The sequence below is a fragment of the Actinacidiphila acidipaludis genome (assembly GCF_019890725.1).
Taxonomy (GTDB): domain Bacteria; phylum Actinomycetota; class Actinomycetes; order Streptomycetales; family Streptomycetaceae; genus Actinacidiphila; species Actinacidiphila acidipaludis.
This window is the reverse complement of sequence record NZ_JAINZZ010000005.1, coordinates 118176-132405: the sequence shown is the minus strand read 5'-3', so window position 1 is coordinate 132405 and position 14230 is coordinate 118176. Positions and strand designations below refer to the sequence as shown.

Below are 14230 nucleotides of genomic sequence, written 5' to 3'. Positions count from 1 at the left end.
CATGCCCATGAACATCCTGGCCTACAGTGACGGCGGCGCGGCCGTGGTGGAAGTGTTCGACGTCATCGACCTGGGCGACCAGCAGCCAACCTGTGCGGCTCTGTGCGCGGAGGTCGAGCAGTGTGTCGCCGCGACGATGATCGTCACACTGTGCGACCCCCTCATCACCGTCGCCGCTCTCCATGTCCTGGTCGACGCGCAGGACTACGCCCGATCCCGGGGCATCGCTCTCCAGGCGATCGTCGCCCCATCGGCAGAGCACATATTCCACATCGCCAACCTGGACCGCCTGCTGCAGCCTGCCGCACGCTGAGGTGATGACGGCATCTCGACCTCGCCGCGGTTGCGGCGTAGTGCGGGGGCTACGTCGCCGGACCGCCCCTCAGTTGTCCCCGTCCTCGGGGTGCTTCTTGCCGTCCTTCGCGGGCTTCCGGGGCGGGGCACCTGCCGGTACGCCGGACTGTGCCGGGCCCTGAACCGTGACGGAGGCACTGGCGGAGGGGGTGCCCACCGACGGGGAGGGCTGCGAATCCGGTTGCTGCGACCGGCTGCCGCCGGACGCGAAGGCCGTGCTGATCAGCACGGCGGCCGCGAAGGCCGTGACCCCCGCGACCACGATCGTCAGCATCTTGTGCCGCCGCAGATGAGCGCGTATCCGGACCCACATCCGCTGGTCCGCGCCGCCCGCTGAGCGGCGCCTTCCTTGAGGGGCCGGACGCGCGGGATCGGACGCCGTCTGCCAGACGCTCGTTTGAGGCAGCGCATACGTTGTGGCTGCCGCCGGCGCTTGCAGTGCGGGCAGCGGCTGGGTTCCCGCGCGCCAGGCCCCGCTTGCGAACCAGTCGGCCACCGCCTGCGCGACGGGGCGGTCCTCGGGCCTCTTGGCAAGCATGTGGAGGAGGTACTCCTCGAACGCGCCGGGCAGTTGGGGGCACCGCAGGGAAGGGGGCGCAGGCGGGACATCGACGTGCAGGTGCAGCACGCCTGCCGCGGTGTCCGCCTGGAAGGGCGGCTCGCCCACCAGCAGTTGGTAGAGGACGCAGCCGAGGGCGTACACGTCGGACTCGGGCCCGGCCGGCTTGCCGAGCGCACGCTCCGGAGCCAGATAGAGGCTGGTGCCCACGATCTGGCCTGCGCTGGTGAGCGCCGCGCCCGCGTCGTCGACGAACCGGGCGATGCCGAAGTCGGCTATCTTCACGGTCCCGTGGCCGTCCTGCATCAGGTTGCCGGGCTTGATGTCGCGGTGGACCACGCCCTGGCGATGGGCCGCGGCCAGGCCGGCGGCCGCCTGTGCGGCGATGTCGGCGACGTGCTCCGGGCTGAACGGGCCCGCCGCTGCCAGGCCCTGGGCCAGGCTGACGCCCTCCACCAACTCCATGACCAGGTAGAACCGGTTGTCCCAGGATCCGAAGTCGAACACGGTCACCACGTGCGGGTGGTTCAGCCGCGCCGCCGTCTGGGCCTCCAGACGGAACCGGGCCGTCGCCTGCTCGTTGGCATCCCCGCCCAGCAGGAGTTTCAGTGCCACCGGCCGGCCGAGTACTTCGTCCGCGGCGCGCCAGACCTCGCCCATCCCCCCGCGGCCGATCGCCGTGTCCAACCGATACCGCTCCGCCACCAGCACTCTCGCGTACCGTCCTCGATGTTCGATCAGTCAGCTCAACGAACCGCAGGTCACCGTCCCGCGTGCTGCCATCGGGCGCACCGGGGCTGACGCGGCGGACCTCAGGTTACCGACAACCTCCGCGGCGCAGCCCGGGAAGGCGGGCAGGCCGAGGATCCGTGCCGTCGCCCCCGGCCAGGCGGGTGCAGGACTGTCGGGTGACCGTCCTGCACCCGCCTGGCCCAGACACGGCGATTGCGGCACCGATGCCGGGTAGAAGTCTTCGAATGACAAGGCATGGAGCGGAAGCGATGACCGACCCTGGCAGTGGCCCCAGGCGAAGACAGGTGCCGCGTCCGGTGCGAGGCTCGGGATATGGCGACGGGGGAGAGAGACACACGCGCATGGTCGATTCACAAGGCGCCGGCCGGCGGCGGCCCAGCCCCGTCGAGCCAGGTCGCGGGCTCGGGGACGTGCTCGACAGCATCGACGCGGGTGCTTACGCCCTGGACGACCGGGGCCTGATCACCGCGATGAACCCACGCGGGGAAATGCTGCTGGCCCGGTCCGCTAGTGACATCGTCGGACAGGACGCACACGACCTTCTGCACCGCGACGGCGACGGAAAACACCTGGACCGCTCGGCATGCCCGGTCCTGCGGGCCATGCTCGCCGGCCGCACCACACCTGAGCAGGCGAGCTGGCTCGAGCGCGGTGACGGCTCGATCCTCCCGGTGTCCTGGCTGGCAACCCCCTTCCGACGCGAGGACGAGACCACGGGCGCCCTCGTGGTGTTCCACCAGCGGTCAGGAGCCGAAGCCGACCGCGAGCAGGGACTGGCGGTCGCTTCCCTGTCGGAACTGGAACGCCTGGCGCTGCTGGCCGAGACGACGTCGCGCCTCACCTCGACGCTGGACCCCGACCTCACGCTCCGGCGACTCGCCCATATCGTCGTCCCCCGCCTCGCGGACTGGCTGATCGTGGACCTGCGGGCGGAGAACGACGAAGTGTGGCGAACCCTGGTCGCCCACCTCGACGACGGCGTCCTCACCGAGCGGTCGGAGTTCTGCGGACCACTGCCGCCGATGCCCGAGGGATCGACTCTGCCGCTGGCGAAGGCGCTGCGGGGGGCGGCCTCCACCGTGGCGACACCGGCCACCTACGAGCGTCACCCCGCATCCGGTATCGCCGTGGAACAACAGCGCATGTTCGCCGCCACGGGAATCCGGTCCGCCGTCATCGGGCCGATCCGCGGCCCCCGGGAGGTCCTGGGAGCCCTCACCCTCGGCCGGGTCGGGGAGGAAGCGCCCTTCACCGACGACGACCGTGCGTTGCTGGACGACATCGCCCTGCGCACCGGGATCTCGCTGGAGAACGCCCGGCTCTACCAGCGGCAGGTGAGGGTCGCGGAAACCATGCAGCACCACCTGCTGCCGAAACTGCCGCTCGTGCCGGGTCTGGAGACGACCGTCCGGTACGTGTCGGCACCCCATGCCTCGCAGGTCGGCGGCGACTGGTACGACATGTTCCCGCTTCGGGGCGAGTCCTTCGCCCTGGCCATCGGTGACGTCGCCGGGCACGACCTGGACGCGGCCGCAGGCATGGCGCAGCTGCGCAACATGCTGCGCGCCCACGCGTGGACCCGGCCCGAGACCCCCGGCAGCATCGTCGGCCAGCTGGACGAGATCGTCCGGCACCTGACCGACGTGACCATGGCCACCCTCGTCTTCGGCCGGTTGCGGCACGACCCCGCGGACGGCTGGAGCCTGCAGTGGACGAACGCCGGCCACCCCCCGCCGCTGCTCATCGACTACCACGGCCGGGCACGGTTCCTCGAGGAGGCGCACGGTCTCCTCCTGGGTACCGGAACGTCTCCTGAGAGACCGGACGCGACCACGGCGCTCCCACCGCGCTCGACGCTGCTCCTCTACACCGACGGACTCATCGAGGAGCCGGGCGCATCCCTCGACGAGGGCCTGGAGCGGTTGCGCCGCCATGCCGCCGCCCTCGCGCACCGTCGGCTGGACGTGTTCTGCGACCAACTGCTCCAGCGTGTCCGGCCCGCGGCCAACGACGACGATGTGGCGATGCTCGCCCTGCGCGTACCGGGCACGCAGAACGTCCGACAGTGACCCCGTGAGACGTGCGGGGCTTCTGAGGGGGCGAGCGGACGCCGACGTGGCGCCGGCCTTCAGGGCAGGCTGCGGGCATCGGTGAGGTCGGCCCAGACCTGCTTGCCGGCGGCGGTCTGGATGACGCCCCAGTCGTGACTGAGTGCGGCGACGATGTCCAGTCCGTGTCCCCCGACCTGGGTCCGTGCGGCATGGCCTTCGACCGGAGGACGTCGGGAACCGTCGCTGACGACGATGCGCAGGCCACGGGGCTCGAAGATCAGCGAGAGCGTCGCCTCACCGGGGGCGTGCAGCAGGGCGTTCGTCACCAGTTCCGAGAGGACGAGCGCCACGACTCCGGCATCCGGCCGCCATCCTGCCGACCAGGCGAACGCGGTTGTCTCCTGGCGGGCCCAATCCCGTGCGAGGGCGATCTGACCATCGGCCTGGGCTATCGGAAGAATCCGTTCCGTCATCTCGGCCCGACCCGCCTTCCCTGTGCACGAATGGACTGTGCGGCCTGCCTCGCGTGATCGTGCCCGGGATGGTGCCGAAGAAGGCGCGGCAGGCGGAGCGACGATATCGCTCTGCGGAGAAACACGACGTTCCGAGGCATGGCTGTACACAGCATCTACCCGGTGACGCTCGCTTCGATCTCACCGGGTCAGGTGGACTCGGTGGTGGCGGTCAGCAGAAGTGCTGCCTGGTCGTCGGTGCCGGCGCGGCCGCCGGTGAAGGCGTGCACGGCGCCGGTGACCAGGTCCAGGGTGGCGGGCGGCCGGCGCTGTGCGCGTTCCAGCAGGGAGATGAGGCGTTCTTCGCCGAATTGCTCGCCTTGGGCGTCCCGGCATTCGGTGATGCCGTCGGTGTAGAGGAGCAGGCTTTGCTCCGGGGCGAGGCGAAGGCGAGCGGTGGTCAGGGGCGGGTCCGGCATGATGCCGAGGATCGAGCCGTCGGATTTGAGGGTGCGTACGCCGGACCGGGTCAGGTGGAGTGGGTAGGTGTGGCCCGCGCGCACGAGATCGATGTCGAGGCCGCCGCCGGGGGCTGGGGTGAAGTGGCCGTAGACCAGGGTGACGAAGCCATTGTCGTGGTTTCCGTGGGGCTGCAGCAGCGCCCGGTTGACCGCTCGGACGATGCTCTGGGGATCGGGAAGGTATGCGGCGACGGCGCGGGCGGTGTGACGGACCAGGGCGGTGGTCGTGGCGGCCAGGGCGCCGCGGCCGCAGACGTCACCGAGCAGGAAGGCCCAGCCGCCGTCGTCGAGCGGGAAGACGTCGTAGAAGTCGCCGCCGATGTCGAGCCCCTCGCCGGCGGGGTGGTAGTACGTCGTCACCTCGGCGCCCGGCAGGTCGGGAATGTCGGGAAGGAGCAGGCCGGCCTGCAGGTCGCGGGCCAAAGTGGCGCGCTGGGTGTACTGGCGGGCGTTGCGGGCCGCGGTCGCCGTTCGGCGCGCCACCTCTTCGACGAGGGTGACGGCGTGGCTGTCGAAGTCGTGGTCGTCGGTGCTGAGCAGCGTGACCGTGCCGAAGGTCCGTCCGCGTTCGGTCAGCGGGGCGCACACGTAGCCGGTGACCCGCAGTTCCCGCCAGGGCCCCGGTCCTCTGGGAGCACGCCGGGCGACCTCGGTGACTCCGGTGCCCAGGACGCGGGTGACGGCGTCGTCGGATTCGGCGTGTGCGTCGGAAAGGTGCGCGGCCAGCAGTTGGTGGTCGCGTTCGGTGGTGGCCGCCACGGCCACGCGCCGTGTTCTGCCGCGGTCCACGACGTCGACGGCGCACAGCGGTGCCAGTGCGGGTGTGCACAGCGACGCGAGCCGACTGAGGGTCTGGGAGTAGTCCAGGTCCGCGCTCAGGGCGGTGCTCGCGTTCAGCAGGAACGCGAGGTCGTCGCGGGCGGCTTTCTCCCTGGCCTCCGCGGCTGCCCTGGCCTCCTCCGCGAGGTGCCGCTCGATGGCCAGTCCCGCGGTGCCGGCGAAGACGCCGGCGAGTGCGAGGTCGGCCTCGTCCGGGGCCCGCGGTTCCCGGTGGTACATCGCGAAGGTGCCCAGGAGCCGTCCGTCGCGACCCAGGATCGGAGTGGACCAGCATGCGGCCAGCCCGGCGCGGGCCGCCAGATCACGGTAGCCCTCCCAGAAGGGGTCGCCGGCGATGTCGGAGACGACGACCCGCTGCCGGCGGTGGGCGGCGGTGCCGCACGTTCCGACGGCCTCTCCGGTGGCGATGCCGTCGATGGCCTCGTTGTAGAAGGAGGGCAGGCTCGGCGCGGCCCCGTGTCGCAGGTGCCGGCCGTCGGCGTCGGCGAGCAGCACCGAGACCAGCATGCCCGGGGACAGTTCCTCGATGGCCTTCGCCATTCCCTCCAGGACCTCCTCGAGCGGCGCCTGGCGGGCGATCTGCTCCAGGAGCACCCGGTGCTCGGCGGTCAGCCGCTGGGCCTGTTTGATCTGGGTGGTCTCCACGCCGATCATCCGCACGCCCGTGACGCGGCCGTCCGCGTCCCGGCGCGGCTCGTACGTGAAGTCGAAGAAGGCCTCCCGGGTCTGGTCCGCAGCACCCAGCAGGACCCGCGCGTCCCGGCCGGTGTAGGGCTCTCCCGTGCGATAGACACGGTCCAGCAGTGCGACGAAACCCTGTGCGGCGAGTTCCGGCATCAGTTCGTCGATCGGCAGTCCGACGCGCGCGTCGTCCTGGCGCCCGATGGCGCGGAAGAACGCCGGGTTCGCCGCCTCCAGCAGATGCGTCGGACCGGTCATGGAGGCGATGACCGCGGAGGATTCGCCGAACAGCGCGCGCAAGTCCCCGCTGCCGGGTGCGGACACACTCGTCGGCGGCGGCAGGACCTGGGGTTGCTGCGGCGTGCTGTTCATGCTTGCAGCTCACATACGGTTGTCGACGATCACCGTGTGCGACGCGCTTCGGTGATCCGGTAGGCCGCGGGCAGGGCCACGCAGGCGAGCACTCAGGTCGCGCGCTAACGCGAGCCATACCCGGTCAGATGGGGTAGAAACGCCATCTACCTGACATTCCTGTTCGGATCGGCCCTGTCGACGTCAGGCGCCGAGGGCGTCCTGACGACAGGGGAAGCAGGGAATCACGGTGTCCAGGCCGACGAGTTGCACGACACGCGCGACGGGGGAGGTGCATCCGGCGATGCGGAGCCAGCCGCCGGCCTCGCCGAGGGCTTTGTGTGTGAGCAGCAGGATGGTGATGCCGTTCGAGTCCATGAACGCGACGTGGCTCAGGTCGAGCACGACCCGGGGCGGTCGGTCCTCGGCCACGGTCAGGGCCTCACGCAGCCGGGAGCCGCTGGAGTAGTCGATCTCTCCGGCCGGGGAGACGACGGTGATGTCGTCCACGATGCTGACGTCCACAGACAGGGGAACGTGCAAGGCGCCCTCAGCACCGGTAACGGGTTCCTCAGCCATGCTGTGATCCTGGCACACGGCGGGCAGCCGTCCAAGGGAGGCTCGGACCTCGCCTCCGTTCTCCGGAGTTCGGGCCCGGTCGCTGAGCCTGGGGCTTCGTCCTACCGTGGTGATGTGGCATCCGATGCGGAGCGCCGACTGGAAGAGATGGGTTGGCCGCTCGAAGAAGTCGACTTCGGCCGAGAGGACGATCCAGACCTCGGCGGATGTGCGGTGGCCGGAGTGGTGCGCAACGAGGGGATCCGCGTCCGCATCGCCGTCCGGCCCGGAATCTCCGAGGAGTTCCGCGCGGATTTCGCCGCATGGGCCGAGCGACGAGTCGAGGGGTTCATGGACCACGGGCCTGTACCTGACGGCTGGCAGCGCCGCTGCGACGGCAACTGGCAGATCTGGGGGCGCCGCGTGGAACTGCCCCCGATGTGACGCCGGGGCGTCGCGGGACGTCATGCGTCCGCGCTCATGTCCCCGCCACCCAGGCGCAATTGTTCCAGCCTGTTCGCGTATACGGCTGTCAGGCGGCCATGCTGGACGTGCCGTCACCACTCCGTGCCCCTTTGCGGTCCTGACGCAGCGGTGCCCCGGCCCGCGAAGGCCGGGGCACCGGGTTCACCAGATCACATCAGGGTGTTGTAGGTGTTCCAGCCTGCGCCGATCTTGGTGCGGGTGGCGAACGGGGTGGTGGCGTTGCCGGTGCCGCGGTAGAGCCAGAGCACGCCGGAGGTGTCCCGGGCCACGAGGTCCGGGCGGCCGTCGCCGGTCACGTCACCGGTTCCGGTCAGCAGGCTGTAGGTGTTCCAGCCTGCGCCGATCTTGGTGCGGGTGGCGAACGGGGTGGTGGTGTTGCCGGTGCCGCGGTAGAGCCAGAGCACGCCGGAGGTGTCCCGGGCCACAAGGTCCGGGCGGCCGTCGCCGGTCACGTCACCGGTTCCGGTCAGCAGGCTGTAGGTGTTCCAGCCTGCGCCGATCTTGGTGCGGGTGGCGAACGGGGTGGTGGTGTTGCCGGTGCCGCGGTAGAGCCAGAGCACGCCGGAGGCGTCCCGTGTCACGAGATCTGCCCGGCCGTCGCCGGTCACGTCGCGCACTCCGACGAGCCGATCGTAGATGCTCCAGCCGCTGCCGATTTTGACCCGGGCCTTCAGCGGCGGGGTGTTCGTACCGGTGCCCTGGTAGTACCAGAGCACGCCGGCGGAGTCCCTCGCGACCAGCTCGCCGCTGCCGTCCGCACGCATCCCGTCGGGTGTGGCCAGGGCGTTGTAGGCCTGCCAGCCGCCGCCCACGATCCGGCGCGCGCTGTAGGGCGCCGAAGCGTTGCCGGTGCTCGCGTACTGCCACAGTGTGCCGGTGGTGTCCCGGCCGAACAGGCCCGCGGGCGCCGGGGCGGCGCCGGTCACCGAGACGGTGCCCGAGGTCACCGAGGACGGTCCGGCCTTGTCGGCGGGAGCGGCCGTCACCTTCCAGGTGTACGCACCGTTCGGGACGAGCTTGCCCGCTGTGGACCTGCCGTCCCAGGACACGTTCACCGAGCTGCGGGCCGCCGTGCCGGTCCAGCTGCGGACGACGACGCCGTTGACGTCGGCGAGATCGACCCGCCAGTCGGCGGCGGGCTTCGACAGCCACCACCGCGCTGCCCAATGCGCGGTGCCCGCCTTGGTGTCGAACGACATGGCCGCGGACCGGTCAGCCACGGTCAGCGGAGACAGATGCGCGTGGTCGGGCAGGGCCTGGGCGACGTGGACCACGTCGCTGGTGTCGACGAAGGCGACCTCGCCGGTACGCGGGTCGACGGTCCAGGTGACGCCGCGGGAGTCGGCGGCGGTCGTGGCCTTCAGGTTCCGGAAGGGCGCGACCGGGGTCTCGGTACCGTCGTACAGCTCGGTGACGTCCACCTCGGTGCTGTTCGGCGGGTTGGTGGCGATGAAGTGGTCACCGAGCAGCACTCCGGCCGTCGGGGCCGCGTAGGCCTGGCCGTCGGCCAAGTCGTTCACGCCCGCGCGGTCGCCGCAGTTCCAGTACACCATCGTGCCGCCGGCCTGCAGTTCGTCCGGGACGCAGTCGCCGCCGAGGTCGACGGTTCGCCACGTCCCGTTCCGCAGGTCGGTGACCGTCACCCGGCCGGGCGCGGTCCCCGCCGTCCACAGCAGGGCGTTGTTCAGCGCCGACGCGTGCGGGGCCTGCTGCAGCACCACCTTGTTCTGGACGATGTCCACCACGTACTGACGCCCGCCGTCGCCCGCCTGGTACAGCACGTACTGCGGTGAGACACCGAGGATGCTTCCACCGGACTCGGGCAGCACGACCGGGCTGGTGTCAGCGGCCGTGACGAGCGCGTCGTGGCCGGTGGCCTGGTCGGTGACCAGACGGGCCAGGCCCTCGTCGCCGCCGTCGGCGAAGCGGCCAGGACCGGAGACGTCCTCGGCCGGCAGGTCCCCGCCGGCCACAGGCTGGAGCCCCGTCCCGACGTCCTTCCCGACCAGACTCAGCGTTCCGCGCAGGGAGTTGGCGAACCTGACCGTGCCGCGGTCCAGGCTCACCGCCCGCACGGAACCGTAGTACGTCGCCGGCGGCACGTCGCGCAGCGCCAGGTCGAAGACCAGTCCGGAGCCGTCGACGCTCAGGTTGTGGACGGTCCGGCTGCCGTCCGGGGCCTGGCTGACCACGTCCAGTGCGCCGTTCGGCTCCTGTACCGCCTGCGTCACGTCCGGCAGCACCACGCGCGCGGTCTCCTGGCCCAGGATCGGGATCAGGTGCAGCGGCCCGTGATCACCCTCGTACCAGAGGATGTTGTCGCCGACCTGGAAGGTGTGGACCTCGCTGGTGGCGGAGGCCGGAGTGATCTCCTGGATGCCCGCGGCGGTGGTCTCCCCGACGCTGCCGGGGGCGATGTACCGGATCCCGGCCGTGCCTTCCCGCGAGAACCAGGTGATCCAGCCTCCGGTCATCGAGAAGGCACGGGAGTCGGCCTCGGCGGGCAGCGCCACCACGCTGTTGCGGACCAGGTTCAGGAGGCCGAAGGCCCGGTGGCCGTTCTGCTGGTAGCCGACGACGACGTGGACCCCGCTGCTCGCCAGGATCACGGGGTCCGCGTCGCCGGTCGCACCCTCGGGCAGTGGCACGGCCACGTCGGAGGGGGAGCCGTCGCTGGACGGTCCCAGGATCCGGTACTGGTACGTGCCGTCGTCGAGCTTCTGCGAGACGAGCACGACGTGGCGCTGGACGTGCGGGTGCAGGTACCCGTCCTCCAGCGTGAGGCGATCCTCGGTCCCGTCGTTCACGTTCACCCAGACGACCTGCGTGGGGCCGTCGGGTGCGGTGGTGTACGCGACCTCGTCGAAGTCCGCGCCTTGCGTGGAGAACGCGTCCCGCGGTACCCCGTCGAGCGCGGCCACCGGTTTGACCTGCCGGTTCGCGGTGGATATCCAGGAGTACCCGGCGGTGCCGTCCTCCTGCTCCAGCACCCCGTCCTGCCCCGCGGCGACGATCGAGACGTCGCGCGGCACGACGGCGTCGGGCGCCGCTATCCGCACGTCCTGCGCGGCCGCGGCGAACGCCGTGCCCGCCTGCGACGCCACGGCCCCCAGACCGAGCGTCAGCGCGCACATGGTCGTGACCCCTGCGGCGCAGGCACGCGCCTGCACTGCTCTCTTCATGATGTCTACCTCCCCGCATACGGCGTGACCGGCGTGAGGAGTCGTCCTCGACTCACGCGGCCAGCCCCCCTGGCGACGGATCCGGTGTGGATCACGCCGCAGGCGGACGGTACCAGGAGTAACCGGAATCCGCGCATCGTCCGCGGGTACGGCAGTTGCCGCCCTGCCGTGCGTGGCCGATGCGGCGCCGGCCGGAAGACTCGGACTCAACGGCCGCTCGGCCGTCAGGACCACGACACGAGTTCGCCGGATCCGCCCCTGGCCCCGGTCGGCCCGACGGCGTAGGCACCCGCCCACGTGGCGTGCACGATCGCGCTCCACACGGCCGGGGCGGACGAGTGGTCGGTGCGCAGCGCGACGGCCATCACCAGGTAGTTGTCGTGGTGACGTACCACCCCCGCGGCCTCCTTCTTCCAGTTGATCGCGCCCCGTTCAGCGCAAGGCCGGTGCCCCACGCCCTGCGGTGGGCACCACAGCGTGGTGGGGTAGTCCGACCCGTAGAGCAGGCCGTACGCCCGGTTGGCGTCGGCGGTGGTCGGAAAGGGGATGACCTCGACGCTGACCAGGATCGGGGAGTCGCCGCCGGTGGTGCGGGTCTGCTCCAGGTAGTCGCCGGTCATCATGGTGGTGCAGCCGTTCGCGGCGAACTGCCGGCCGATCAGGGCCGTTGCGGATGCCTGCGAGCAGTCGTGCGTGGCGCTGTACGACTGGAGGAACTCGGCCCCGCCGGCGTCCTTGAACGCGGACGAGAGCAGGCCGGGCACACTGAGCGGCAGCGCGGACGGCGGGTCGCCGGTCTTCGTCGGGACCGGAGCCGGGGACGTGTCGGGCGCGGTGGTGTGCGGACTGCCCCCAGGGGTGCCGCCGTTGCCGGACGGGCGTCCCGACGGGCCGTGCCCGTCGGAGCCGGAGGCGTGCGTGCCTTTCGCGTTCCCTGGCCCGAAGACGTCGAAGGAGAGTGCCGCGACCCCGAGGAGCAGCAGCACGCCGATCAGGGCGAGCGCCCGGCGCCGGGCGGAGCGGCGCGAGCCGGGCCCTGTCGGCGACCGAGTGTCCGACCACGTCCCCTCGTGGGGCTGCGTGGCCGTCGAGCCGCCGTCCGGCTCGGGCGGTGCGTCCTGGCCGTCGAGGGCGTCCATGACCTGGCGCAGCGGGATGCGCCGGGCGGGGTCCTTCGTCAGCATCGCCGCGGTCAGAGGGGCCAGGGGCTGGGGCAGCCCGGTGAGATCTGGCTCCTCGGTCAGGGTGCGGAGCACGATCTCCTCCAGCGAGCCGCCGCCGAACGGGGTGCGCCCGGTGGCCGCGTAGCACGCCACGCAGCCGAGGGAGAAGACGTCGGCGGCCGTGCCGATCCGCTCGCCGCGCAGTTGCTCCGGCGACATGTACCCGCGGGTTCCGGCGACGGCGGTCTGGGAGTGCTGGGTGCCGTCGAGGGCCCGCGCGACACCGAAGTCGATCAGTCGTACACCGTCGTCGGCGAGGATGATGTTGCTCGGTTTGAGGTCGCGGTGCACGATCCTGCCGCGGTGCACACTGGCCAGACCTTCGGCCAACTGTGCGAGCAGCGTGGTCAGTTCATCGCCTTCCAGCGGCCCGCCCCCCTCGACCCGCTCGCGCAGCGTCGGACCGGCGACGTAGGCGGTGGCCATCCACGGCTGCGCGGCGGCCGGGTCGGAGTCCACCAGCGGCGCGGTGTAGAGGCCGCCGACGCGCCGGGCCGCCTCGATCTCCCGCGCGAACCGCTCCCGGAACGCCGGGTCGTCGGCGAGGTGCCGGTGCACGAGTTTCACGGCGACCGCGCGCCCGGCACGGGACCGCCCCAGCCAGACCTCCCCCATGCCGCCCTGGCCGAGCTTGCGCTCCAGCTGGAACGGCCCGACGCTCCGCGGTCCCATCACACTCACCAGCCCCACGAGCCACCCGCGCCACGGACCGTCCGTCGCCGACCACCGATAACAACCGACGCCTCACCTTTCAACCCGGTTGCACAAAGCGTCGGTTGCACACGCGGTGGTGATCGCCGGCAGCGGCCGGCAGGACGACGGCCTACAGGTCGGCTCTTGGACGCCCCGGCAGGGCCGCGTCCGCCGCGTCGATGACGAGAGCGTGCTACGGGACGCTGGATCTGGCGCAGGCCGCGGTCACCAGCCGCCCAGCAGTCCCCGGATCGCGACGTGTGCGAGCCAGCCGCTGCCGAACCACAGCAGGGTGGCGGCAGCGGCGGCCAGCGCGAACTGCTTGACCGCTGATCTGCCGTGCCGTCCCATGCCCCCTCCTCGCTCCGCTCCGAGCACGGTATCGCTGCCAGACGCGAGGCCGCAGGGCCTCTGGATGCTTTCGCCGGGTGATCCGCAGGATGAGCAGCCGGGCGCCGTGCACGAACCGTGTCAGAGCCGGCCGCGGCCTGGGGCGCCGCGCGGTCGCGGTCAATAACGGGTGCAAGCGCCGTCCATTGGCTCGCCGCGGCCCGCGCCGCCGGCCTGCCCGACCGTCACGGCTGCCGGCTGGACTGTGCCGGCTGAGCTTGTGTCGCAGCCGAGATGGCAAGAAGTTTGAGCCGGTCCTCGGACGTGGTGCCGGGTTCGGCGGTGTAGGTGACCAGGTCGTGCACGGCTCGGCCCGGCATGGGCAGGTCGAGGGACCGGAAGGTCAGTTCCAGGTGGCCGACGTGGGGGTGCTGGAGCCGTTTGACTCCGTCGTGGCGCATGAGGACGTCGTGTGCGGCCCATTGGCTGCGGAACTCCGGGCTGAGGGTGGACAGCTCGCCGACGAGTTCGCGCAGGGCCCGGTCGCGGGGCTCGCGCGCGACCTCGGCGCGCAGCAGGGCTGCGGTGGCGACGCCGGCGGCGTCCCAGTCGACGAAGAAGTCCGGTGCACCGGGGTCGAGGAAGACGTAGCGGGCGATGTTGGGGCGGCCGCGCCTGTCGGTGGTGGCGCTGTCGAACATCGGCGTGAGCAGGGCTCGGGCCAGGGGGTTGCCGGCGACGATGTCCGTGCGGCCGTTGCGGACGAACGCCGAGGACGTCGTCATGGAGTCGAGCAGCCACTGGACCTGGGGCGGGACCTCGACGTCCCCGCGTCGTGACGGCGTGGGACGCGCGTGCCGCGATGACCGGGCGAGGTCGAACAGGTAGGTGCGCTCGTCGTCGTCCAGGCGCAGGGCACGGGCGACCGCGTCGAGGACGTCTTCGGACACGCCGCCGATGTGCCCCTTCTCCAGCCGGGTGTACCACTCCGTGCTCACGCCGGCGAGGACGGCGACCTCCTCGCGTCGCAGCCCGGGGACCCGGCGACGGGCGCTGGTCGGCAGTCCTGCCTGCGCCGGGGTGATTCTGGCGCGTCGGCTGGTGAGGAAGTCCCGGATATCGCCGCGGTTTCCGGGATGTTGGTTCATGGCATCCATGATATTCGCTGGTCAGGGCGCGAAGGGGGTTGAGGTTGT

Annotated in this window: 11 protein-coding genes; 3 read left to right on the top strand and 8 right to left on the bottom strand. The window is 71.4% G+C overall.

Annotated features, from left to right (window positions below; all coding sequences use genetic code 11):
• The first annotated feature begins 7 nt into the window (after positions 1-7).
• Positions 8-313: a hypothetical protein gene (locus K7862_RS06545; protein ID WP_222961457.1), complete on the top strand. Its 306-nt coding sequence runs from the start codon at positions 8-10 to the stop codon at positions 311-313.
• 69 nt (positions 314-382) lie between these two features.
• Here the strand turns inward: K7862_RS06545 and K7862_RS06540 are convergent, their stop codons facing one another.
• Positions 383-1624, bottom strand: coding sequence for a serine/threonine-protein kinase (locus K7862_RS06540; protein WP_222961456.1), 1242 nt, complete (start codon positions 1622-1624; stop codon positions 383-385).
• A 383-nt stretch (positions 1625-2007) separates the two neighbouring features.
• On the opposite strand from K7862_RS06540, the gene K7862_RS06535 reads away from it, so the two are divergent.
• Complete coding sequence (locus K7862_RS06535) at positions 2008-3735, top strand: SpoIIE family protein phosphatase (RefSeq protein WP_222961455.1); 1728 nt, start codon at positions 2008-2010, stop codon at positions 3733-3735.
• A gap of 59 nt (positions 3736-3794) precedes the next feature.
• On the opposite strand, the gene K7862_RS06530 is transcribed toward K7862_RS06535, so the two are convergent.
• The 3 genes from K7862_RS06530 to K7862_RS06520 form a co-directional block, all read right to left on the bottom strand.
• Positions 3795-4190 (bottom strand): ATP-binding protein, encoded by a 396-nt coding sequence (locus tag K7862_RS06530; RefSeq protein WP_222961454.1) that lies wholly within the window; start codon positions 4188-4190, stop codon positions 3795-3797.
• Between the two features lie 188 nt (positions 4191-4378).
• Positions 4379-6583, bottom strand: a complete 2205-nt coding sequence (locus K7862_RS06525; protein ID WP_222961453.1) for a GAF domain-containing SpoIIE family protein phosphatase — start codon at positions 6581-6583, stop codon at positions 4379-4381.
• Between the two features lie 183 nt (positions 6584-6766).
• The gene (locus tag K7862_RS06520) at positions 6767-7141 is read right to left on the bottom strand and encodes an STAS domain-containing protein (RefSeq protein WP_222961452.1); all 375 of its coding nucleotides are present in this window, start codon (positions 7139-7141) and stop codon (positions 6767-6769) included.
• A 114-nt stretch (positions 7142-7255) separates the two neighbouring features.
• On the opposite strand from K7862_RS06520, the gene K7862_RS06515 reads away from it, so the two are divergent.
• Positions 7256-7564: a hypothetical protein gene (locus K7862_RS06515; protein WP_222961451.1), complete on the top strand. Its 309-nt coding sequence runs from the start codon at positions 7256-7258 to the stop codon at positions 7562-7564.
• A gap of 191 nt (positions 7565-7755) precedes the next feature.
• Here the strand turns inward: K7862_RS06515 and K7862_RS06510 are convergent, their stop codons facing one another.
• From K7862_RS06510 to K7862_RS06500, 4 genes are all read right to left on the bottom strand, one after another.
• Positions 7756-10788, bottom strand: a complete 3033-nt coding sequence (locus tag K7862_RS06510; protein ID WP_222961450.1) for an FG-GAP-like repeat-containing protein — start codon at positions 10786-10788, stop codon at positions 7756-7758.
• 224 nt (positions 10789-11012) lie between these two features.
• Positions 11013-12683, bottom strand: coding sequence for a serine/threonine-protein kinase (locus K7862_RS06505; RefSeq protein ID WP_222961449.1), 1671 nt, complete (start codon positions 12681-12683; stop codon positions 11013-11015).
• 246 nt (positions 12684-12929) lie between these two features.
• Positions 12930-13055, bottom strand: coding sequence for a hypothetical protein (locus tag K7862_RS37320; RefSeq protein ID WP_262412754.1), 126 nt, complete (start codon positions 13053-13055; stop codon positions 12930-12932).
• Between the two features lie 224 nt (positions 13056-13279).
• Positions 13280-14182 (bottom strand): helix-turn-helix transcriptional regulator, encoded by a 903-nt coding sequence (locus K7862_RS06500; protein WP_222961448.1) that lies wholly within the window; start codon positions 14180-14182, stop codon positions 13280-13282.
• Positions 14183-14230: the final 48 nt, after the last annotated feature.

Bases quoted from the DNA above. Each gene is read 5' to 3' on its own strand.
- K7862_RS06525 (WP_222961453.1), bottom strand. From the start codon at position 6,583: ATGAACAGCACGCCGCAGCAACCCCAGGTCCTGCCGCCGCCGACGAGT.
- K7862_RS06520 (WP_222961452.1), bottom strand. From the start codon at position 7,141: ATGGCTGAGGAACCCGTTACCGGTGCTGAGGGCGCCTTGCACGTTCCC.
- K7862_RS37320 (WP_262412754.1), bottom strand. From the start codon at position 13,055: ATGGGACGGCACGGCAGATCAGCGGTCAAGCAGTTCGCGCTGGCCGCC.
- K7862_RS06505 (WP_222961449.1), bottom strand. From the start codon at position 12,683: ATGGGACCGCGGAGCGTCGGGCCGTTCCAGCTGGAGCGCAAGCTCGGC.
- K7862_RS06510 (WP_222961450.1), bottom strand. From the start codon at position 10,788: ATGAAGAGAGCAGTGCAGGCGCGTGCCTGCGCCGCAGGGGTCACGACC.
- K7862_RS06545 (WP_222961457.1), top strand. From the start codon at position 8: ATGAACATCCTGGCCTACAGTGACGGCGGCGCGGCCGTGGTGGAAGTG.
- K7862_RS06530 (WP_222961454.1), bottom strand. From the start codon at position 4,190: ATGACGGAACGGATTCTTCCGATAGCCCAGGCCGATGGTCAGATCGCC.
- K7862_RS06535 (WP_222961455.1), top strand. From the start codon at position 2,008: ATGGTCGATTCACAAGGCGCCGGCCGGCGGCGGCCCAGCCCCGTCGAG.
- K7862_RS06500 (WP_222961448.1), bottom strand. From the start codon at position 14,182: ATGAACCAACATCCCGGAAACCGCGGCGATATCCGGGACTTCCTCACC.